16 protein-coding genes are annotated in these 21,090 nt (G+C 74.1%); 9 read left to right on the forward strand and 7 right to left on the reverse strand.

What is annotated here, in order from left to right; genetic code table 11:
* Window positions 1-43: 43 nt before the first annotated feature.
* The gene (gene pepN, locus C229_RS0113025) at window positions 44-2,575 is read left to right on the forward strand and encodes an aminopeptidase N (protein ID WP_018655523.1); all 2,532 of its coding nucleotides are present in this window, start codon (window positions 44-46) and stop codon (window positions 2,573-2,575) included.
* An 86-nt stretch (window positions 2,576-2,661) separates the two neighbouring features.
* Entirely contained in the window at window positions 2,662-3,642 is a 981-nt protein-coding gene (locus C229_RS0113030) for a hypothetical protein (protein ID WP_018655524.1), read from the forward strand.
* A 106-nt stretch (window positions 3,643-3,748) separates the two neighbouring features.
* Here the strand turns inward: C229_RS0113030 and malQ are convergent, their stop codons facing one another.
* Window positions 3,749-6,157 carry a 4-alpha-glucanotransferase gene (gene malQ / locus C229_RS0113035; RefSeq protein WP_240487223.1) on the reverse strand — a complete coding sequence of 803 codons (2,409 nt, stop codon included), beginning with the start codon at window positions 6,155-6,157 and terminating at the stop codon, window positions 3,749-3,751.
* A 183-nt stretch (window positions 6,158-6,340) separates the two neighbouring features.
* Here malQ and C229_RS34940 point away from each other — a divergent pair, with 183 nt between their 5' ends.
* Window positions 6,341-8,113 (forward strand): serine/threonine-protein kinase, encoded by a 1,773-nt coding sequence (locus C229_RS34940; RefSeq protein WP_018655526.1) that lies wholly within the window; start codon window positions 6,341-6,343, stop codon window positions 8,111-8,113.
* Between the two features lie 47 nt (window positions 8,114-8,160).
* Window positions 8,161-8,544: a hypothetical protein gene (locus C229_RS0113045; RefSeq protein WP_155884780.1), complete on the forward strand. Its 384-nt coding sequence runs from the start codon at window positions 8,161-8,163 to the stop codon at window positions 8,542-8,544.
* A gap of 44 nt (window positions 8,545-8,588) precedes the next feature.
* Here C229_RS0113045 and C229_RS0113050 read toward each other — a convergent pair whose 3' ends face one another.
* A complete protein-coding gene (locus tag C229_RS0113050; protein ID WP_240487225.1) occupies window positions 8,589-9,380 on the reverse strand; it encodes a nuclease-related domain-containing protein in 792 nt (263 codons plus the stop codon).
* 265 nt (window positions 9,381-9,645) lie between these two features.
* On the opposite strand from C229_RS0113050, the gene C229_RS0113055 reads away from it, so the two are divergent.
* The 3 genes from C229_RS0113055 (at window position 9,646) to C229_RS0113065 (ending at window position 13,627) form a co-directional block, all read left to right on the forward strand.
* The gene (locus C229_RS0113055; RefSeq protein ID WP_026313741.1) at window positions 9,646-11,076 is read left to right on the forward strand and encodes an amidase; all 1,431 of its coding nucleotides are present in this window, start codon (window positions 9,646-9,648) and stop codon (window positions 11,074-11,076) included.
* 215 nt (window positions 11,077-11,291) lie between these two features.
* A complete protein-coding gene (gene ilvD, locus C229_RS0113060; RefSeq protein WP_026313742.1) occupies window positions 11,292-13,145 on the forward strand; it encodes a dihydroxy-acid dehydratase in 1,854 nt (617 codons plus the stop codon).
* A 125-nt stretch (window positions 13,146-13,270) separates the two neighbouring features.
* Window positions 13,271-13,627 (forward strand): DUF1330 domain-containing protein, encoded by a 357-nt coding sequence (locus C229_RS0113065; protein WP_018655531.1) that lies wholly within the window; start codon window positions 13,271-13,273, stop codon window positions 13,625-13,627.
* 3 nt (window positions 13,628-13,630) lie between these two features.
* Here C229_RS0113065 and C229_RS0113070 read toward each other — a convergent pair whose 3' ends face one another.
* From C229_RS0113070 to C229_RS32305, 3 genes are all read right to left on the reverse strand, one after another.
* Window positions 13,631-13,852 carry an FmdB family zinc ribbon protein gene (locus C229_RS0113070; protein ID WP_026313743.1) on the reverse strand — a complete coding sequence of 74 codons (222 nt, stop codon included), beginning with the start codon at window positions 13,850-13,852 and terminating at the stop codon, window positions 13,631-13,633.
* A gap of 25 nt (window positions 13,853-13,877) precedes the next feature.
* A complete protein-coding gene (locus tag C229_RS0113075) occupies window positions 13,878-14,387 on the reverse strand; it encodes an HNH endonuclease (RefSeq protein WP_018655533.1) in 510 nt (169 codons plus the stop codon).
* A gap of 289 nt (window positions 14,388-14,676) precedes the next feature.
* Window positions 14,677-15,432, reverse strand: coding sequence for a DUF11 domain-containing protein (locus C229_RS32305; RefSeq protein WP_051108949.1), 756 nt, complete (start codon window positions 15,430-15,432; stop codon window positions 14,677-14,679).
* A gap of 111 nt (window positions 15,433-15,543) precedes the next feature.
* Between C229_RS32305 and C229_RS0113090 the strand changes: the two genes are divergently transcribed.
* A complete protein-coding gene (locus C229_RS0113090) occupies window positions 15,544-17,619 on the forward strand; it encodes a prolyl oligopeptidase family serine peptidase (protein WP_026313745.1) in 2,076 nt (691 codons plus the stop codon).
* Between the two features lie 166 nt (window positions 17,620-17,785).
* Window positions 17,786-18,574 carry a class I SAM-dependent methyltransferase gene (locus tag C229_RS0113095; RefSeq protein WP_240487227.1) on the forward strand — a complete coding sequence of 263 codons (789 nt, stop codon included), beginning with the start codon at window positions 17,786-17,788 and terminating at the stop codon, window positions 18,572-18,574.
* 68 nt (window positions 18,575-18,642) lie between these two features.
* Here the strand turns inward: C229_RS0113095 and C229_RS0113100 are convergent, their stop codons facing one another.
* Both C229_RS0113100 and C229_RS0113105 read right to left on the reverse strand, forming a co-directional pair.
* Complete coding sequence (locus C229_RS0113100) at window positions 18,643-19,266, reverse strand: GNAT family N-acetyltransferase (RefSeq protein ID WP_018655537.1); 624 nt, start codon at window positions 19,264-19,266, stop codon at window positions 18,643-18,645.
* Entirely contained in the window at window positions 19,259-20,731 is a 1,473-nt protein-coding gene (locus tag C229_RS0113105; RefSeq protein ID WP_018655538.1) for an NsdA family TPR-like regulatory protein, read from the reverse strand. Before C229_RS0113105 ends, C229_RS0113100 begins: the two co-directional genes overlap by 8 nt.
* Window positions 20,732-21,090: the final 359 nt, after the last annotated feature.

Genomic DNA, 21,090 nt, shown 5'->3' on the forward strand with positions numbered 1-21,090 from the left:
ACTGCGAAGACACCCATGCCGATCCGATGAACAAGGAGTCCCTGTGGCAGGCAACCTCACGCGCGACGAGGCGCGGGAACGGGCGCGGCTGCTCACCGTCGCGTCCTACGCGGTGGACCTCGACCTGACGGCCGGCGACGAGCGCTTCGGCTCCACCACGGTGGTCCGTTTCTCCAGCGCCGAGACGGGCGCGTCCACCTTCGTCGACCTGCACGACGCCGTCGTCCGGGAGGTGACGCTCAACGGCACCGCCATCGACCCGGCCCGGTACGACGCCGCCCGGGGCCGCATCCCGCTGGACGACCTCGCCGCCGACAACGAGCTGCGCGTCGTCGCCGACGTGCTGTACTCGCGCTCGGGCGAGGGCCTGCACCGCTTCGTCGACCCGGTCGACCAGAGCGTGTACCTGTACACGCAGTTCGAGACCGCCGACGCGCACCGCATGTTCACCTGCTTCGACCAGCCCGACCTGAAGGCGACGTTCCAGCTCGACGTCACCGCCCCCGAGGGCTGGCAGGTCGTCACCAACGAGGCCGCCGACACCTCCGGCGGCGGCCGGTGGCACTTCCCGCCCACCCCGGAGATCTCCACCTACATCACGGCGCTGGTCGCCGGGCCGTACCACGTCGTCCGCGACGAGTACCGCCGCGCGGACGGCACCGTGATCCCCCTCGGCGTGTTCTGCCGGGCGTCGCTGGCCGAGCACCTGGACGCCGGCGCCATCCTCGACGTCACCCGGCAGGGCTTCGCGTACTTCGAGGACGTCTTCGGGCGCCCCTACCCGTTCGCGAAGTACGACCAGCTCTTCGTGCCGGAGTTCAACGCGGGCGCGATGGAGAACGCGGGCTGCGTGACGTTCCTGGAGGACTACGTCTTCCGGTCGCGCGTCACCGACGCCGCCTACGAGCGCCGCGCCGAGACGATCCTGCACGAGATGGCGCACATGTGGTTCGGTGACCTGGTCACCATGCGCTGGTGGGACGACCTGTGGCTGAACGAGTCGTTCGCGACGTACATGAGCGTGCTGTGCCAGGCGGAGTCCACCCAGTGGACGGGGTCGTGGACGACGTTCGCCAACGTGGAGAAGGCGTGGGCGTACCGGCAGGACCAGCTTCCGTCCACGCACCCGATCGCGGCCGACATCCCCGACATCCGGGCCGTCGAGGTCAACTTCGACGGGATCACCTACGCCAAGGGCGCGAGCGTGCTCAAGCAGCTCGTCGCCTACGTCGGCCGGGACACGTTCCTGGAGGGCGTGCGGCACTACTTCGACCGGCACGCCTGGGGCAACACGGTGCTGGCCGACCTGCTCGACCCGCTCGCGCAGGCGTCCGGCCGCGACCTGGCGTCGTGGTCGAAGGAGTGGCTGGAGACGGCGGGCGTCAACACGCTGCGCCCGTCCTACGAGGTCGACGGCGACGGGAACTTCACGTCGTTCACGGTGCTCCAGGAGGCCAAGGCCGACCACCCGACGCTGCGCTCGCACCGCGTCGCGATCGGCCTGTACGACCGGACGGACGCGGGCATCGTGCGGCGGCGCCGCGTCGAACTCGACGTCGTCGGGGCCCGCACCGACGTGCCCGAGCTGGTCGGTGAGGCCCGGCCCGACCTGGTGCTCGTCAACGACGACGACCTCACCTACGCCAAGGTCCGGCTGGACGAGCACTCGCTCCGCACCCTCGTGTCCGGCATCGGTGACATCAAGGACAGCCTGCCGCGCGCGCTGTGCTGGTCGTCGGCGTGGGACATGACGCGCGACGCCGAGATGGCCACCCGCGACTACGTCAAGCTCGTCGTCAGCGGCATCCGGGGCGTCAGCGACATCTCGGTCGCGCAGACGCTGCTGCGTCAGGCGCGCACGGCCGTCCACCAGTACGCCGACCCGGCCTGGCGCGAGGAGGGGCTCCAGCTCCTCGCGGACGCCCTGTACGACCTGGCCCGCGACGCCGAGCCCGGCTCGGACTTCCAGCTCGCGTTCGTGCAGGCGTTCGCGGCCGTCGCGCGGTCGGCCGAGCACCTGGACTACGTCGCGGCGCTGCTGGACGGGTCCGTCGTGCTGGACGGCCTCACCGTCGACACCGACCTGCGGTGGGCGCTGCTGCGGCGGCTCGTCGTCACCGGCCGGGCCGACGCCGCCGCGATCGGCGCCGAGCTGGAGCGCGACCCGACCGCCGCCGGTGAGCGCAACGCCGCCGCGTGCCGGGCCGCGATCCCGTCGGCGGAGGCCAAGGCCGCCGCCTGGGGCGCGGTCACCTCCGGCGACCTGCCCAACGCCGTGTACCGCGCGACGCTCGGCGGGTTCGTCGACCCCGACCAGGCCGAGCTGCTCGTCCCCTACGTCGAGCGGTACTTCGCCGAGGTCGGCCGGATCTGGTCGGCGTGGAGCAGCGACATGGCGCAGACGTTCGCCGAGGTCGCCTACCCGTTCCTGGTGATCGAGCCGTCCACGGTCGACCGCACCGAGGAGTACCTGGCGGCCGAGCGGCCTCCGGCGGCGCTGGCCCGGCTGCTGTCGGAGGGCCGCGACGGCGTGGCCCGCGCGCTGCGCGCCCGCGCCCGCGACGCCGCGTCCTGACCGGCTCCGCGTGCGCCGGTCCCCGGACCGGCGCACGCGGTGCGTCCGGGCGTGCCAGCATGGGCGCGGAGGGGTGAGGGGGCGCGATGGAGACGGCGCGGGACGTGCTGGGCGTGCTGGCGCGGCGGCACGCGTTCGGCGACCTGGAGGCGCTGGTCGGGGCGGCGCCGTCGTCGGCGGGGCTGGCGGGGCTGTGCGCGTTCGGGCAGCGCGTGCTCGACCTGGACGCCGAGGACTTCGGCATGCCCGAGGCCGCCGGGGACGTCCCCCGCGACCTGCTCGACCGGGCGCGCGCGTCCCGGATGCCGCAGGCGCCGCGCGAGCGCCCGCGCGGGGCGCTGGCGAGCCTGCGGCCCGCCTACGCGCTGCTGCTGGAGGTGATCGACATCCGGTGGCGGCGGCGCGAGATGGCGGCGCTGGTCGCGGCGGTGCACATCGCCGCCGAGTACCTGCCGCTGCTCGCGTGGGAGACCGTCCTCGGCCACGCGGGCGACCCGGCGCTCATCGGCCCGGCCGTGACGGGCGAGGGCAGCCGGTTCGGCGCGCCCCTGGAGCAGGGCGGACCGCGCGACTGCGAGCACACCCGGCCCGAGCGGTCGGCGTGCGACCGGGCGCTGCGCGTCGCGGCCGAACCCCCGTCCGGCTGGCGCGCCTATCTGGACCGGCAGCACAGCCAGGTCGCGTCCGCCCTCGGTGATTGCGCGGCCCGCTGCCGCACCCCGTGCTCGGTGGTGACACGGCTCGACGACGGCGTCCGCGCCGACCTGGCGGCCCGGTGCGGGCTCGCGCTGGACTTCGGGGACACCGCCGTCGTCCGCCTCCGGCACGCCGCGCCGGTCGGGCACGGGTTCGGCGTCCCCTCCCCCGAGGAGGTCCGCACGGCGTGGAACCGGGCACGCGCGTCACTACGGCACCGGCCACTCGGCCAACAGGCCCTAGCCGGACCGGACGACGGCTACCCGCTGCCCGGCCTCCCCGCACTGTTCTCGGCGGTGGCCGCCGCACCGATCCTCCCCGACACCCTCCTGGACGACGTCAGCACCCGCCTCTCCCGAGCCCTGACCTGACGCCCCGCCTCAACCCACCGGACGCGCGCGACCCACCACCTCCAACACCCGCCACCAGCGAGTCGTCGTGCCCCGACCAGCCCGTCCCGGCCCGACGCGACCCGCCTTAGCCCGCAGGGCGGGCGCGGGCGACGAGGTCCAGGACCTGGGCGGCGAGCGGGTCGTCGTTCAGGTCCTCCAGGGCGACCGGGGTGCCGTCCGCGCGGCCGAGGGCGACGCGCCAGTTGGGGTACTCGTCGACCGTGCCGGGCTGGTTCTGCGTGCGGCGCTCCCCCACCGCGTCGGGGAGGGCGACGCCGAGCAGCCGCGCCGGGGTGCGGCCGAGGAAGGCGTGCAGCGCCAGCGTGATCTCCTCGTCGTACGCGCCCGAGCCGTCGGCCAGCGCGGCCAGGATCGTGCCGGGATCGGTGGCGAGCAGCCCTTCGGCGTTCAGCAGGCCGATCCACTCCGCGATCTCGGCGCGGTGCTCGGCCAGTTCCCTGTCCAGCGGGCGGGTCAGCAGGCCGAGGCGGTCGCGCAGGGCGAGGTGGTCGCCGTGCAGGAACCCGATGATGGGCGGCATGTCGTGCGTGCCGACCGTCGCCAGTGACCGTTCGCGCCACTGGCCGGGCGGTTTGGGGCCGCGCTCGTCGCGCTCGAACCACAGCAGCGACGTGCCGAGCACGGCGCGGTCGGCCAGGTCCTCGCGGAAGCCCGGCTCGACGGTGCCGAGGTCCTCACCGACGATCACCGCGCCGGCCAGCTCCGCCTCCGTCGTGAGGATGGCGAGCAGCACCTCACGGTCGTACGTCACGTACGTGCCGTCCGCCGGGGACGCCCCCTCCGGCACCCACCACAGGCGGGAGAGCTGCATCGCGTGGTCGAGGCGCAGGCCGCCGCCCTGCCGCAGCACCGCGCGCAGCATCGCCCGGTACGGGCCGTACTCGGCCTCGGCGAGCCGCGCCGGATGCCAGGGCGGCTGGCCCCAGTCCTGGCCCTGCTGGTTGAACGCGTCCGGCGGGGCGCCGACGCTCATCCCGGCCGCGAACACCTCCGGGTGCGTCCACTCGTCGGCGCTGCCGGAGCGGACGCCGACCGCCAGGTCGTGCAGGATGCCGATCGGCATGCCCGCGTCGCGGGCGGCGCGCTGCGCGGCGGTGAGCTGGTCGTCCAGGAGCCACTGAAGCCAGGCGTGGTAGGTGACGCGCGCCGCCAGCCGCTCCCGCGCCGCCGGGACGCCCGGCGCGTCGGCCGAGCGCAGGTCGGCGGGCCAGGTGCGCCAGTCGGCGCCGTGCTCCTCCGCGAGCGCCGCCCACGTCGCGAAGTCCTCCAGCTCGCGGCCCTGCCGCTCGCGGAACGCGCGGAACGCGGCCTCGCGCGCGTCGTCGCGGGGCACCCGGAACAGCGACTCCAGCGCCATCCGCTTCGCCTTCCACGCCGCGTCGCGGTCGAGCGGGTCGGCGGTGACGTTCCGGCACGTCTCGCCCAGCCGCTCGGCGCGGTCACCGACGTCGCCGTTCTCCGGGACGTCCTCGACGCGCAGGTACAGGGGGCTGGGGAAGCGGCGGCTCAGCGGCGAGTACGGCGACGCGGTGATCGGCGGCAGCGGCTCGGCCGCGTGCAGCGGATTGATCAGGACGAACCCGGCGCCCCGGCCCGCGCCCCAGCGCGCCAGCTCCGCCAGGTCGCGCAGGTCACCGAGGCCCCAGGACTCCCGCGACCGCACCGAGTAGAGCTGCGTCGTCAGTCCCCACGCGGGCGGCACGTCCGGCAACCGCGCGGGCGCCGCGACGAGCGCGGCGCTCTCCTCCCGCCCACCCCGGCGCAGCCGGATGCGATGCCACCCCACCGGCAGATCACCGGGCACCGTCACGTGCCCGTGCGCGCCGCTCTCGCTCTGCCACACACCGTGCGCCCGCCCCCGCCCCACGGCACCCGGCCGCGCGTCAGCCCGCGAGTCCAGCTCATGCGGAACAGCCCCACCCGCAACCACGGCACCGCCACCCGGCGGAACCGCCGAGCGGGAGCCCGACTCCTCCCAAACGGCCGCCGTGCCACCGTCGGGGGCGCCGTTCGCGTCGCCCGGCGGAACCGCCGAACGCGCGTTCGGGCGAGAGTCAGGCCCCTGGGGGGCGGCGTCGGGGGTGGTGCTCGGTGGGGGCGTCGGGCGGGAGTCGGCGCGGGGGTCGAGTTCGTGGGGCACGGCTCGGCCCGCGACCACGTCCGGGCCGGGGGGCGGCGCGGGGGGCGGGTCTCCGATCTCGACGATGACCTCGACCGGGCCGTCCACCTCGATGCCGGAGACGGTCGCCTCGCCGGAGCCGCCGACGCGGCAGGTGACGACGGGCGGGACCGTCCAGCCGTCGCGCTCGCCCGCCGGGGGCGGCCCGAGCGCGGCGACGACCGCGCGCAGCGTCGCCGGGGGCACCTCGGTCTCGCGGTCGCGCCAGTCGGTGTACCGGGTCGCGACCCCGTGCGCGCGTGCGCGCTCGATCACCTCGTCGTCGGACAGGCCGTCCACGCCATCGTCTGCCACGCCTGCCTCATGCCCCGCGCGACGCGCTCCAAGCGCGGCTTCCGCGCCGCATCCGGCCGTCCAGGGTCCGGGTGCCCTTCCCAGTTGTCACAATTTCAACTATCTTCGGCGGGCACATCTGATGATCACGTTCCGGCGGGGAGCATGTCCGCCGCGCCGACACCGTGAGGAAGGTTCGCGTTCATGCGGCCACTGCGCGACGACGACCCGCCGCAAGTCGGCCCGTACCGGCTGCTCGCGCGGCTCGGCTCGGGCGGCATGGGCCGGGTGTTCCTGGGCAGGTCGCCCGGCGGGCGCATGGTCGCGGTCAAGCTCGTCCACCCCGAACTGGCCCGCGATCCCGAGTTCCGGCGCCGGTTCGACGCCGAGGTCCGGGCCGCCCGCGCGGTCGGCGGCCGGTGGACGGCACCGGTGCTGGACGCCGACACCGGCACCGCCGTCCCCTGGGTCGCCACCGGCTACGTCCCCGGCCCCTCCCTGCACGACGCCGTGCGCGAGCACGGCCCGCTCCCCCCGGCGTCGGCGCTGGCGCTGGCGGCGGGACTCGCCGAGGGCCTGGCCGCCGTGCACGAGGCGGGCCTGGTGCACCGCGACCTCAAGCCGTCGAACGTCCTGCTCACGATCGACCGCCCGCTGGTCATCGACTTCGGCATCGTCCGCTCCGCCGCCGGCACCTCGCACACCCGCACCGGCGCGGTGATCGGCTCGCCCGGGTACATGTCGCCCGAGCAGGTGCGCGGCGAACGGCTCGACGCGTCCAGCGACGTCTTCGGCCTCGGCGCCGTCCTGGCGTTCGCCGCCACGGGACGGCCCCCGTTCGCCGGCACCGACCCCGACAGCGGCGCGCACGCGATGATGTTCCGCGTCGTCACGCAGGAACCGGACCTGGGCGCGCTGCCGCCCGGTCCGCTCCGCGACCTGATCGAACGCTGCCTGGCCAAGGACGCCCGCGCGCGCCCCGACGTGCGCCGCGTCCGCGCCGACGCCGACGCCGCGACGCCCGCCGACGCGCGGGACGCGTCCTGGCTGCCGCCCGCCCTGGTCGCCGCGCTGGGCCGCCACACCGCCCGCCTGCTGGAACTGGAGAACCCCCGCGCCCCCGCCCCCGCCCCCGCCCCGGCACCGAGCCCGATGGCGCCGCCCCCGGCACGCCGCAGGAGCGCCCGGAGCGCGTGGCTGCTCGGCGCCGGAGCGGCCGTCGTCGCGGTCACGGTCCTCACCGCGTTCGCGGTCCGGCTCGCCGTCCGCGACGACGACGCGCCGCCCACCGCCACCGGCACGGACGCCGCACCGGAAGCCTCCGACGGCGTCCCCGCCGCACTGGTCGGCTCCTGGGAGGGCTGGACCGGCGACGGCGAGGGGCAGCGGCACCACCGCTACACGATCCAGCGGGGCCGGCTCGGGGACGTCGTGGTGCAGTACCGCCAGGCCGCCACCCGCGCGCTGTGCGAGTACGAGGGCGCGCTGACGGCGGACGGCGGCTCCGTCACGTTCCGTCCCGCCGTCACCTACCGGCTCCCGCGCGACACCGCGTGCACCGACGAGCCGCGGCGCCTGTCCGCGCGCGGCGACCGGCTCGCGCTGGACGGCGCGCAGACCCTGCACCGCGTGACGCGCGACCAGGTCGACGCGCGGCTGCGTGGACGCTGGTCCGGCACCGCGTCCCCCGGCAGTTCCCCGGTACAGCGCCAGTTCACCTTCGGCACCGGCAGCGTCGGCACCGAGGCCGTGGACATCCGGATCACCGCCGACGGCGCCGACTGCGAGGCGACGGCCCTGCTGATCAGCGCCGCCGAGCCCCTGGTGATCTTCTCGACCCGGATCACGAGGCGCATCGAGGGCGACTGCACCACCAACTCAACCCAGATCTTCGACGTCACCGCGGCCGCCTCCCTGACCTGGCGGCGCTACACCCCCCGCGGAGACCTCGAAACCGTCCCCCTGCGACGCAGGTGATCCCGATCCACGGGCCGCACGGCACCGTGACCGACGAGAGGAACCCGATGATCTCCCCCCTGCTGCGACGCGGCCTGCCCACGGCGGCGGCACTGGCCCTGCTGACGTCCCTGAGCGCGTGCGGCTCCGGCGTGCCGTCCTCCCTCCAGGGCACCTGGATGGAGAAGGGCGCCGACGACGAGACCCTGGTCATCGACGAGGACGGCAAGGTCTCCATCGCCGGGGGCGGCTTCAGCTGTACCGGCACCCCGCTCGAAGAGATCGACGGCGGCTGGTACGAGAGCGAGGTCGACTGCGGCATGGTCAAGTCCCGCTCGCGGTTCAGGTCCGTCGAGGACGGCAGGACGCTGAGCATCACCCACGTCGGCAAGTCCGAGACCGAGAAGTGGTTCCGCAAGGGCGATCCGCGCCTGGAGGAGAGCGAGGAGTAGAGCGCTCCGCGGGTGGCGCGCGGCTCGTCGTTGAGCCGCGCGGGTCACTCCTCGCCCGGGTACTTCGGCGGCAGCGAGCTTTCCGCCGCCTGGTAGATGCGCTGCACGTCCGTCTCGGTGAGGATCTTGGGGCGGCCGCGCAGGTAGCCGCGCGCGCGGGTGCCCGAGTAGACGTCCACGTCGCGGACGCGCATGACCTTCCACGGGATGGCCGGGCCGTAGATCGCGACGGACGGCTGCACCGGCACCTCGAAGCCGACGCGGCCCGACAGCGTCTTGCTGGCCTGGTCGGCCTCCCAGCGGGCCTCGTCCAGCTTCTCCTTCTTGTTGAACGGGCCGTGGAACAGCTTGCGGTGCGACATCGTCCGGACGGGGAGCCGCTTGTCCCACTTCTCGGAGTCGATCGCGTACACGCCGCTCGGGCCGATGACGAGATGGTCGATCCGGCCGTCGCTGCTGCCCTCGTCGTCGCGCGGGACGGCGCGGGCGTGCAGCACGCGGTAGCCGTCGCGCTCCAGGGCGCGCAGTTGCTTCTCGGTCCGCCGCTCGGCCGCCGACGACTTCTGCCACGCCGCCACGCTGGACGTGCTGCGGGCGCGGCGGACGACGTCGTAGATGACGACCAGCGCGGCGGCGGTCACGCCGATGCGGAGGTCGAACAGGACGGTCAGCACGACGCCGACGGCCAGGCCGATCACCGCGCGCTGGATCCAGCGCCGGATCTGCGGGCTGCCGAGCAGATCGCCGTAGGTTCGGGGTTCGGGTGGGTGGTGCGCGCTCTCTCCCCGGGGGCGCCCGCCCGCCTCCGGGGACACGTCGCCTCCGTCGGGGGGCACGTCGCCTCTCTCCATGGTCGACATTGGTGACGCTCCGTGTTCCTTTCGCGCCGGAAGCATGATCCTCCGAGCGCAGAGTAATCAGTTCGCGCGTTCCGCGACTAGCCATGCCGGGTTAATACTTTTGTCGCCTTACTTGGGGGATTCGCCCACCCAGACGCCGGGTAGGGCAGCCTTCACCCCCTCTTTCCCCGTGCGCTCTCCCAGTCTCGCACCCGCACGCCACCGTTGAGGGTCATGAGCCCGGCGTCTACCGTTCACCGGTGTGACCCATACCCATGATCTGACGGCCGTGCGGCTCGCCGCCGCGATCCGTTCCCGCGACCTGTCCCCCGTGGACGTCACCGACCACTATCTCGACCGCGTCGACCGGCTGAACGAGCAGGTCGGCGCCTATGTGACGGTCACCGCCGAGCTGGCCCGCGAGCAGGCGCGCGCGGCCGAGAAGGCGGTCATGGACGCGTCCGATCCGGCACTGCTGCCGCCGCTGCTGGGCGTTCCGGTCCCGATCAAGGACCTCAACCTGACCGAGGGCGTGCGCACCACGCTCGGGTCGGAGGTATTTACCGATCTGACCGGTTTTGCCGATGACAATGTGGTGGTCCGGCTCCGCGAAGCGGGATCGATCATGCTGGGCAAGACCAACACGCCGGAATTCGGCCTGCCCTGTTACACCGAGAACGGCGTGTCCGCTCCGGCCCGCACCCCCTGGGACCTCACCCGCTCGGCCGGCGGTTCCAGCGGCGGCGCCGCCGCTGCCGTCGCCGCCGGGCTCGCCCCCGTCGCACAGGGCAGCGACGGCGGCGGCTCCATCCGCATCCCCAGCAGCGTCTGCGGCCTCTTCGGCCTCAAGCCCACCCGGGGCCGCATCTCGCACGGCCCGATCGTGCCCGACCTGTTCGGCCTGGCCACCGACGGGCCGATCGCGCGGACCGTCGCCGACGCGGCGCTCCTGCTCGACGTCATGACGGGGTCGCGTCCGGGTGACCTCTATCTGGCCCCGCCGCAAGCCGCCGGTTCCACCTACCTGTCGGCCGTCGAGCGCCCGCCCGGCCGGCTGCGCATCGCCCGCAGCGCCAAGCCCGTGGTGCCCGGCGCCGAGGTCCACCCCGACTGCCTGGCCGCCTACGAGGCGGCGAGCGTCCTGCTGGAGGAACTGGGCCACGAGGTCGTCGAGCTGCCCGACGTCTTCACCCCCGACCTGCTCCCCCAGTTCGAGACGCTGTGGAGCGTCATGGCCACGCTGACGCCCGTGGACCCGTCCCAGGAGGACCGCCTCCAGCCGCTCACCCGCTGGCTGCGCGAACGCGGCGACGCCACGCGGGCGCCCGAGCTGATCGCGTCCCTGGCCGCCCTCCAGGCCGCGCTGCGGGCGGCCATGCCGCTGATGAACGAGTACGACGCCGTCCTGCACCCCACGCTCGCCCAGCCGCCCGCCCCGATCGGCCACTTCCACGACCAGGACCCGGCCGAGAACTTCCGCCGCCAGACGCACTTCACGCCGTTCACGGCGCTCTACAACGTCTCCGGCCAGCCCGCCGTCAGCCTCCCCCTGCACTGGACCGACGCGGGCCTGCCCATCGGCGTCATGCTCGCCGGGCGCCTGGGCGCCGAGGACGTCCTGCTCTCCCTCTCCGCCCAGCTCGAAGAGGCCCGTCCCTGGATCGACCGCCGTCCCGCCCTCTGGACGGCCTGACCCCGGCCCGCCCCGGCCGTCCCCGCACGGCCGGGCGGGCCTTCTGCCAGGTCGCGCGGCGGCGGGTAGGATCGGGGAACCGGTCGTCCGGCCCGCGTGACCTCCGCGGGGTCGGCGGCAGCGCCGCGACCCGCCGCTGCCGACCGGTTCCAGGGCCCGTCCGGCGCGGTGCAGCGCCGGGGGCCGCACGGCACGTCGAGGTTGGAGAGGTCTTCATGCCCCCGCTCAGGTCACGTACGGTCACCCACGGCAGGAACATGGTGGGCGCGCGCGCCCTCATGCGCGCCAGCGGCGTCGCCCGGGAGGACTTCGGCAAGCCCATCGTGGCGGTGGCGAACAGCTTCACCCAGTTCGTGCCGGGCCACGTCCACCTGCGCGAGGTCGGTGACGTCGTCGCCGGTGCCGTCAAGGAGGCGGGCGGCGTCCCGCGCGAGTTCAACACGATTGCCGTCGACGACGGCATCGCGATGGGCCACTCCGGGATGCTCTACTCGCTGCCGTCGCGCGAGATCATCGCCGACGCCATCGAGTACATGGTCAACGCGCACTGCGCCGACGCGCTCGTCTGCATCTCCAACTGCGACAAGATCACGCCCGGCATGCTGCTCGCGGCGCTGCGCCTCAACATCCCCACCGTGTTCGTGTCCGGCGGGCCGATGGAGGCGGGCAAGCCCGTCGAGGGCGTCAGCCAGGGCCACAAGCTCGACCTCATCGACCCCATCATCGCCTCCGCCGACGACTCCGTCAGCGACGCCACCCTCGCCGAGATGGAGGAGGCCGCCTGCCCGACGTGCGGCTCCTGCTCGGGGATGTTCACCGCCAACTCGATGAACTGCCTCACCGAGGCGCTCGGGCTGGCGCTGCCCGGCAACGGCACCGTCCTCGCCACCCACACCGCGCGCCGCCGCCTCTACGAGGACGCGGGCCGCACCGTCGTCGACATCGCCCGCCGCCACTACGAGCAGGACGACGCGAGCGTCCTGCCGCTCAACATCGCCACCAAGGACGCGTTCGAGAACGCCATGGTCCTGGACATCGCGATGGGCGGCTCCACCAACACGATCCTGCACCTGCTGGCCGCCGCCACCGAGGGCCGCGTCGACTTCGGCCTCAAGGAGATCGACGAGCTGTCCCGGCGGGTGCCGTGCATCTGCAAGCTCGCCCCGGCCACCGGGCAGTACCACGTCGAGGACTGCCACCGCGCGGGCGGCGTCCCGGCGCTGCTCGGCGAACTCGACCGCGCCGGGCTGCTGCACCGCACCGCCCACTCGGTGCACGCCGGGTCGCTGACCGAGTTCCTCGCCAAGTGGGACGTGCGCTCTCCCGACGTGCTGCCCGAGGCCGTCGAGATGTTCCACGCCGCGCCCGGCGGCGTGCGCAGCACGTCGGCGTTCAGCCAGTCCGCCCGCTGGGACGAACTCGACCTCGACCGCGAGGGCGGCTGCATCCGCGACGCCGCCCACGCCTACACCGCCGACGGCGGCCTGGCCGTGCTGCGCGGCAACATCGCCGAGGACGGCGCCATCGTCAAGACCGCAGGCGTCGAGGAGGAACTGTGGACCTTCACCGGCCCCGCGGTCGTCTTCGAGAGCCAGGACGACGCCGTGCAGGGCATCCTCGACGGCTCCGTCAAGGCCGGTGACGTCGTCGTCATCCGCTACGAGGGCCCCCGGGGCGGTCCCGGCATGCAGGAGATGCTGTACCCGACGAGCTTCCTCAAGGGCCGCGGGCTCGGCAAGGCGTGCGCGCTCGTCACCGACGGCCGCTTCTCCGGCGGCACGTCCGGCCTGTCGATCGGCCACGCGTCGCCCGAGGCGGCGTCCGGCGGCATCATCGCGCTCGTCCAGAACGGCGACCGCGTCGTCATCGACATCCCGAACCGGGTGCTGGAACTCGACGTCCCCGAGACCGAGCTGGCCGCCCGCCGCGAGGCGCTGCTGGCCGACCTCGGCGGCTACCGGCCGCGCGACCGGCACCGCCCGGTGAGCGCCGCCCTCCAGGCGTACGCCGCCATGGCCACTTCGGCCTCCACCGGCGCGGCCCGCGACGTGAGCCAGCTCTACCGCTAGCGGCGCGCGGAGTTCCCGAGCGTCATTACCTCCGGCGTCATCGCGTCGGCGGGCGGGACGATCGCAGACTGGGTGCGTCGCCGGGACCCCGGCGGCGCACCGGATCGTCTCTGGAGGTCTTCCCGATGCCGACGTACGCGCTGGCGAACCTGCGTCCCGTCCCGCCGCTGCACGAGGACGTGTTCGTCTACATCGAGCGCATCCAGGCGACGCTGGAGCCGTTCGGCGGCCGGTTCCTCGTGCACAACGCGCGCGTCGAGGTCGTCGAGGGCACGTGGGACGGCGCGCCGGTCCTCATCGAGTTCCCCGACGCCGAGCACGCGCGGGCCTGGTACGCCTCGGACGCCTACCGGGCGATCCTCCGGCTGCGCACCGACCACATCCCGGGCGACACGATCTTCCTCGACGGTGTCCCGCCCGGCTACGACGCGGCGGCGACGGCGGCGACGGCGGCGGCGCTCCGCGCCCTCCAGGAGGGCTGAGCCTCAGCCGCAGCAGCCGCCCCCGCAGCAGCCCCCGCCGCCGCCGGACGGGGCCGGGGGCGCGGACGGGCCGCCGGACGAGCCCGTGACGGCGACCGTCGAGAGCAGCTTGACCGTGTCATCGTGGCCGGACGGGCAGGCGGCCGGGTCGTTCGCGGCGATCATGGGCCGGGAGACCTCGAACGTCGAACCGCAGGCCCGGCAGCGGAAGTCATAGCGTGGCATGGCCCCAGGATACGGCCCGGCCGCGTCAGGCGGCGGGTTCGGTGACGTACGGGGCCCACTGGGGGTCGCCGTCGTTGATGATGCCGATCAGCCGCCAGTGCGCGCCGCGCGGAACGCACGGCACGATCTCCAGCGACCAGCCCAGCTCGTCGAGCAGGCGGTCGGCCTTGGAGTGGTTGCACGGCATGCAGGACGCGACGCAGTTCTCCCAGACGTGCTTGCCGCCCCGGCTGCGCGGGTGGACGTGGTCGATCGTCTCGGCGCGGCGGCCGCAGTACACGCAGCGGTAGTTGTCGCGGCGCATGAGCGCGGCGCGGGTGAGGGGGACGCGGCTGCGGTACGGGATGCGCACGTAGCGCCGGAGCCGGATGACGGACGGGACCTCGACCTGGAGCGTCGCCGAGTGCAGCACCGCACCGGACGTGTCGTGGTGCACGACCTCGGCCTTCTCCCGCAGCACGAGGCAGACCGCGCGTCGCATCGGCAGCGTGGTCAGGGGTTCGTACGTGGCGTTCAGCAGGAGCACCTGGCGCATCAGACGCCCCCCGCCCGTTCGTTCCCCGCCTCGGCGTGCACGCGCTGCCGCACCGTGCGCCGAGGCCCGGCTATCGCCTCGGCCACCTGCTCACCCGCCATGAGGACCTCCCCGGGAGCGAACCGCCCCGCCCTTCAGTGTGTCCTGTGAGGGAGGGCGTCCGCTACCCCCTAATCTCCCACCTCGCCGCGTCGGCGAAACCGTCCACTCCCGGCCGCGCGGCGCCGTCACCTGCGCGGGCCCGGCGGCGCTGCGGCACGGGCGCGCCGTGCCGCAGCGGACGGCCGGGTCAGCTCGCGCCGGACGCGGTCTCCGGCGCCAGGGCGGGACGCGGCGCGGGCTTCGCCGGCGCCGCGGCCTTCCCCGGCCGCTCCCCCTTCAGCGGCACGGCGGCCTGCGCGTGCGTCGCGGCGGGCTTCTCCGCAGGCTTCGCGGCGGGCTTGTCGGCGGGCTTCTCCGCAGTCTTGTCGGCGGGCTTCTCCGCGAGCTGTGCGACGGGCTTCTCCGCCGCGGGCTCGGCGGCCTTGCCCGGCGCGGCCTCCTGCGCGGCGGGCTTCCCGGCGGGCTGCGCGGGCGCGGCGGCCTCGCTCTCCGGACGGGACGCCGGGCCGCTCTGGCCGGTGGCCGCGTTCGGCGCCGCCGGAGCGGCGTCCTTCCACGTCACGCGCCCGCTGATCTCGATCGTCCCGGACTCGGCCTCGGGGATCGCGGCGACGACGCGGCCGGTGCGCCGCTCGCCCTGCTTCAGCTTGCCGTACTCGCAGCGGATCGTCTCGGCGGCGGCCTTGCACTCGGCGGGCAGGCCGCTGGTCTTCAGGGCCGGGCTGAGGCGGTGCGTGAGCACGACCTCCTCGGCGTCGCCCGGCCCGCCGTTGCGGACGGTCCACGTCCACGCCACGTTCTCCCCGGTCCGCGCGACCTGCGGCGCGGAGTAGTTGAACGCGACCCGGGTCTGCGCCGCGTCGGCCGGCGCGGCCAGCCCGACGGCGGTTCCGAGGACGAGCGCCCCGGCGGCGGCCCGGCGTGCGGCGATGCTGCTCTTCATGGTCCCCCCAGATACTGATCGTGATCAACGACTCTTGTACCTGCGTGTTCGTTCGGCTACACATCGTGACGGAAAATGATCCAGCTCCCGTCCGATCGGTACCGTTCGACCATGACGCGACCGACGTATCCGCCCGCCCGCCGCGAGGACCGCACCGACGACCTGCACGGTCACCCGGTCCCCGACCCGTACCGGTGGCTGGAGGAACGCGACACGGCGGAGACACGGACGTGGCTCGCCGCGCAGGACGCCCTGTTCGCCGAGGCGTCCGCCGCGTTCCCGGCCCGCGCGGCGCTGCGCGCCCGCGTCGGCGAGCTGCTGGCGGCGGGCGCAGTCGGCGCCCCCGTCTGGCGCGGCGACCGCGCGTTCTTCGGCCGCCGCCTGCCCGAGCAGGAGCACGCCGTCCTGCTGACGGTCGCGGACGGCGAGGAGCGCGTCCTGTTCGACCCGATGGCGGAGAACCCGGACGGCACGACGACGCTGGACGCCTGGCAGCCCGACAAGGAGGGCCGCCGCATCGCCTACCAGATCTCGCACGGCGGCGACGAGGAGTCGCTGCTGTACGTGGTGGACGTCGCGTCCGGCGCGGCCGTCGAGGGCCCGATCGCCCGCGCCCGCTACACCTCGGTCGCGTGGCTGCCGGGCGGCGAGGCGTACTTCTACGTCCGCCGCCTGCCCGCCGACCGGGTGCCCGCAGGCGAGGACCAGTACCACCGCCGCGTCTACCTGCACCGCGTCGGCACCGACCCCGACACCGACGACGTCCTGGTCTTCGGCGACGGACGCGACAAGACGAACTACTACGGCGTCTCGGTCAGCCGCGACGGACGCTGGCTGACCGTCTCGGCGTCCCAGGGCACCGCGCCGCGCAACGACCTGTGGCTCGCCGACCTGGCCGCGTCCGGTCCGGACGCGCCGCGCCTGCGTCCCGTCCAGGAGGGCGTCGACGCCGAGACGAGCCTGCACCTGGGCCGCGACGGCCGCGCCTACGTCTTCACCGACCGCGACGCCCCCCGCTCCCGGCTCTGCGTCACCGACCCCACCGACCCGGCCCCGGAGAACTGGCGCACGCTGCTCCCCGAGGACCCCGAGGCCGTCCTCACCGACTACGCGATCCTCGACGGCCCGGACCGCCCGCTGCTGCTCGCGTCCTGGACCCGCCACGCGATCAGCGAGATCACCGTGCACGACCTGGCGACGGGCGAGCGCACCGGCGAGATCGGAACGCCGGGCCTCGGCTCGGTCGGCGCGCTGCGCGAGCGGCCCGAGGGCGGGCACGAGGTGTGGTTCGGCTACAGCGACAACACCACGCCGTCCCACGTCCTGCACTGGGACGCGACGACGGGCGCGACGACGGTCTGGGCGGAGTCGCCCGGTTCGGTGAAGCCGCCGCAGGTCGAGACGCGGCAGATCGCGTACACGTCCGAGGACGGCACGCGGGTGCGGATGCTCGTGATGGCGCGTCCCGGCGACAGCGGCCCGCGCCCGACCGTTCTGTACGGGTACGGCGGCTTCAACGTCCCGCTCACGCCGGGCTACTCGGCCGGCGTCCTGGCCTGGGTCGAGGCCGGCGGCGTCTACGTCGTCGCGAACCTGCGCGGCGGCTCGGAGGAGGGCGAGGAGTGGCACCGTGCGGGGATGCGCGAGCACAAGCAGAACGTCTTCGACGACCTGCACGCCGCCGCCGGGACGCTGATCGCGGACGGCTGGACGACTCCGGCCCAACTGGCGATCTCGGGCGGCTCCAACGGCGGCCTGCTCGTCGGCGCCGCGCTGACGCAGCGCCCCGACCTGTACGGTGCCGTCGTCTGCTCGGCGCCGCTGCTGGACATGGTCCGCTACGAGCGGTTCGGCCTCGGCCAGACCTGGAGCGACGAGTACGGCACCGCCGACGACCCGGAGGAGTTCGGCTGGCTGCTGTCCTACTCCCCCTACCACCACGTGCGCGAGGGCGTCGCCTACCCGGCGGTCCTGTTCACGACGTTCGACGGCGACTCGCGCGTCGATCCGCTGCACGCCCGCAAGATGTGCGCGGCGTTGCAGCACGCGACGGCGTCGGACGCGCCGGTCCTGCTCCGCAACGAGGAGCAGGTCGGGCATGCCGGACGTTCCGTCAGCCGCTCGGCGGACCTGCTGGCCGACACGCTCGCGTTCATGGCCTCACGAACGGGCCTGCTGGTGGAATGAGCCGTGCCTATGGCCGCGCCTTCGGCACGGCGGGGCCAGGGCCCCTTTAGTGCCGCCCCGGAGGGCAAGATCATCCTCCCTCCGGTCCGGATGATCTTGCCCTCCGGGGCGGCACGGCCCTGGCCGAGGGGTGGCAGGTTCAATTGACACATGGTCTAGTAAATGGGTGGCTCTCTCGATGACGCACGGCACCCGCGAGCGGATCACGGCGCTGCTCACCGACCCGTCCACCGAACCGGACGTCCGGGACGGCTACCTCGACCTGCTCGGCCCCGCCGCGACCAGACCGCCGACGCTCGCCCAGTCGGTGATGCGCTCGTCGTTACTGCCGGTCATCTACGAGCGCGTCTGGCGGCCGATCGGCTTCAACGTCGCCAAGGGCTGGCCCGCCGGACCCGACACCGCCGCCGAGCACCGGCTCGCCCGCCGCCGCCTCGGCCTCGGCCGTCCCGGCGGCGACCGGCCGGACGCCGTCGTCCTCGACGTCGCGTGCGGGCCCGGCAACGTCACCCGCTCGCTCGCCCGGGGCGTCGGCGGCGGCGGGCTCGTCGTCGGCACCGACGCCGCGCCCGGGATGCTCGCGCGCGCCGTCACCGACACCGACGCGGAGAACGTCGGCTACGTCCGCGCCGACGTCGCCGCGCTGCCGTTCACCGACGCGTCCTTCGACGCCGTCTGCTGCTTCGGCGCGCTGTACCTGTTCGATGACCCGTGGGCGGCGCTGGACGAGATGACCCGCGTCCTGCGCCCCGGCGGGCGCATCGCGATCCTCACCACGCGGCGCCCCCGCGTCCCGCTCGCCGGGCTGCCCCTCGCCGTGGCGAGCGAACTCACCGGCGTCCGCCTCTTCGGTGACAACGAGGTCGCCCGCGCCCTGGACGCCCGCGGCTACACCGCCCTCCACCACGACCGCTACCCGCTCATGCAGCTCGTCGCGGCGCGGCGGGTGGAGTGAAGCCCCGGGCCGTGGGGGCGTCCGCCGCTCCGCGCCGGCGACGGAACACCCTCCACGGCCCGGGAGTCTCAGCGCAGGTGCTTCTCCAGGTAGACGTTGGTGAACGCGCCGATGCGCTCGCGGCGCGTCTCCCGCCAGCCGAACGAGCGGTACAGCGCGAGCGCCGCCGTCTGCTGCGACGTGGTGTCGGCCTTGAGCAGCCGGTAGCCCAGCTCGGCGGCGCGCTCCTCCAGCGTGTGGACGAGCACCGCCCCGTACCCCCGGCCCTGGTGCGCCGGATGGACGCGCAGCCGCACCATCTCCACCGCGTCCAGCGCGACGCTGCCCGGCACGAACGCGCCGAACGCGCGGGCCCGCCCGCCGGGAACCAGGTCGGCGCGGCGCAGGCCGCCCATCGCGACGGTCTCCCCGTCCACCTCGCCGACGAGGAACTCGCCGTCGTCGCCCAGGTACAGCTCCCGCATCCGGAAGAAGTCGTGGTCGTAGTAGACGCCGTCGCCCGGCTTCAGCCCCACCTGCGCGAGCCCGTCGCGGTGCAGGCGCAGCACCGTGGCGTGGTCGGCGGGCGTGTAGCGGCGCAGCCGCAGCGGGCCGAACTCCCAGACCGGCGGGTCCCCGTGCCGCCGGACCGGGCCGGGCCCGTCCCCCCTCCACCGCGGCAGCGCGCGCGGTGCGACGCCCCCGTCAGACATCGTCCCGCCGGGGCGCGCCGGGACTCTTCACCCATGGTCCGGACAGGGCCTCGTAGAACGGTTTGAGCTGGGGGATCTCGCCGTGCCGCGACCTGACCTCCGCGCCGACCTGGCGCGCCCGGTGCATGAGGATGTCCGAGCGGTGGTCGACGGGCAGGTCGAGGATCGCCTCCCGCGCGGTGATGAGGGCGGCGTCGGCGTCGCCCTCGTGCAGCCGGCAGGACGCCCGGTCGAGCTTGACCAGCGTCAGGTCGACGCGGTCGCTCGGCGCGTACAGCGTGAGCGCCCGGCTCAGTGCCTTGTCGCCCTGCCGGTGGTCACCGAGGTTGGTGAAGGTGTCGCCCTCGTAGAACGTCATCTGCCGGTCGGTGAAGCCGAACACCAGGTCGTTGGTCTGCTCCTTGGGGAGCTGCTCGAACACCGATCGGCCCCGCACCAGCGCGCGGCGGGCGCCGGGCCCGGCGTCGCCGCGTCCCCGCAGGGCCAGCATGCCGAGCGCCCGCGCCTCCACGGCCGGGGCCATCGCGGCGGCGACGCTGGCGTCCCGCCCGGCGAGGTCCTGGGCCTTGCGGGCCAGGTGCAGCGCCTCGCGCGGGTCGCCGTAGTACATCGGGACGAGCGCCTCGCGGACCGTCACCCACGCGCGGAGCTTGCGGTCGGCGGTCTCGTCGGCGGCGGTGCGCGCGGTGCGGAAGAACGAGCGGGCGAGCCGGTGGTCACCGAGGTTGATCATGATCAGGCCGGAGAGGCCGGAGAGCTGCGCCGCGATGCGGCAGAGGCGTTCCTGGAGTTCGACGGGCTGCCGCTTGTCGCACATGCGGCGGACCTCGCTGAAGTCCAGCAGCACGTCGCACAGCATCCGCAGCGACGGCGTCGCCTGGTAGATCTGCCCGTACCCGTGGGTGGTCTCCTCCCACTGGTCGAGCATGGTCGGTGACACCGTGGCGTTCACCAGGGTGTCGTCCATCTTGCGGCGGAGACCGTCCACGGCCCCGAGGAACTGACCGTCGAGCGGCACGCCCGCTCCGGCCAGCAGTTGCAGCAAGGTCCTTCTCAGCACGATGTCCTCCTCTCCCACATCGGTCGATGCCGGGTCCGCGGCGCGGTCGAACCCGGTCGGTCGGTCGGCGGCGAACCGCAGCCGCTCGTCGGGACGCGGCACGACCGCGCCCTCCAGCGGCTCGGGTTCGGCCAGGTCGGGCAGCCCGGGGTCGCGGGGCCGGGGGACGGCGGCGACCGCGCTCGCGCGGGTGGAGTGGGCGCGTCCGCACACGCACGGGCTGGTGTAGCCGAGATCATCCGGTTCGACCCGGTAGACGGCGCACAGGTAGTGCAGGTACTCCGGGCCGGGCCGTTTGTAGCCGCTCTCGTAGGCCGACAGCAGCGTCTCCCCGAGTTTGGGGATGGGCTTGCCGTCGATCTCGAAAAGGGCCCGGACCTGCGCGACGATGTCGGAAAGGGCCACGCCGTGCGCCAGCCGGTGTGCTTTGATCCGGCTCGTACCGAAAAGCGACCCGCACTGATCATGGATCTCGCGGGCGATGTCCACGGCCCCGTGCCCCCGCGCCAGGCCATGCGCGCGTACCCTACGGGCGATGTCCGTTTCCTTGCGAGGTGGGTCCGTCATGTCTCCCGGCCTTCCTCACCGCTGGGGAGAGCGGCGGCTTGCCACAACGCATGATCTCTTGCGCACAGAGCGTAACCCTCGGACAGGAGCGCGCCAAGCAATTCCCAAGAACCGGTCGGCGCGCAGAGGAGAGATCCTGCACCCGGGTAGAGAATTTTCCTCCGGAGGGTGTGATTTCTCTCCCTAGGGAGGAGGTT

Source organism: Actinomadura flavalba DSM 45200, assembly GCF_000374305.1.
Taxonomy (GTDB): domain Bacteria; phylum Actinomycetota; class Actinomycetes; order Streptosporangiales; family Streptosporangiaceae; genus Spirillospora; species Spirillospora flavalba.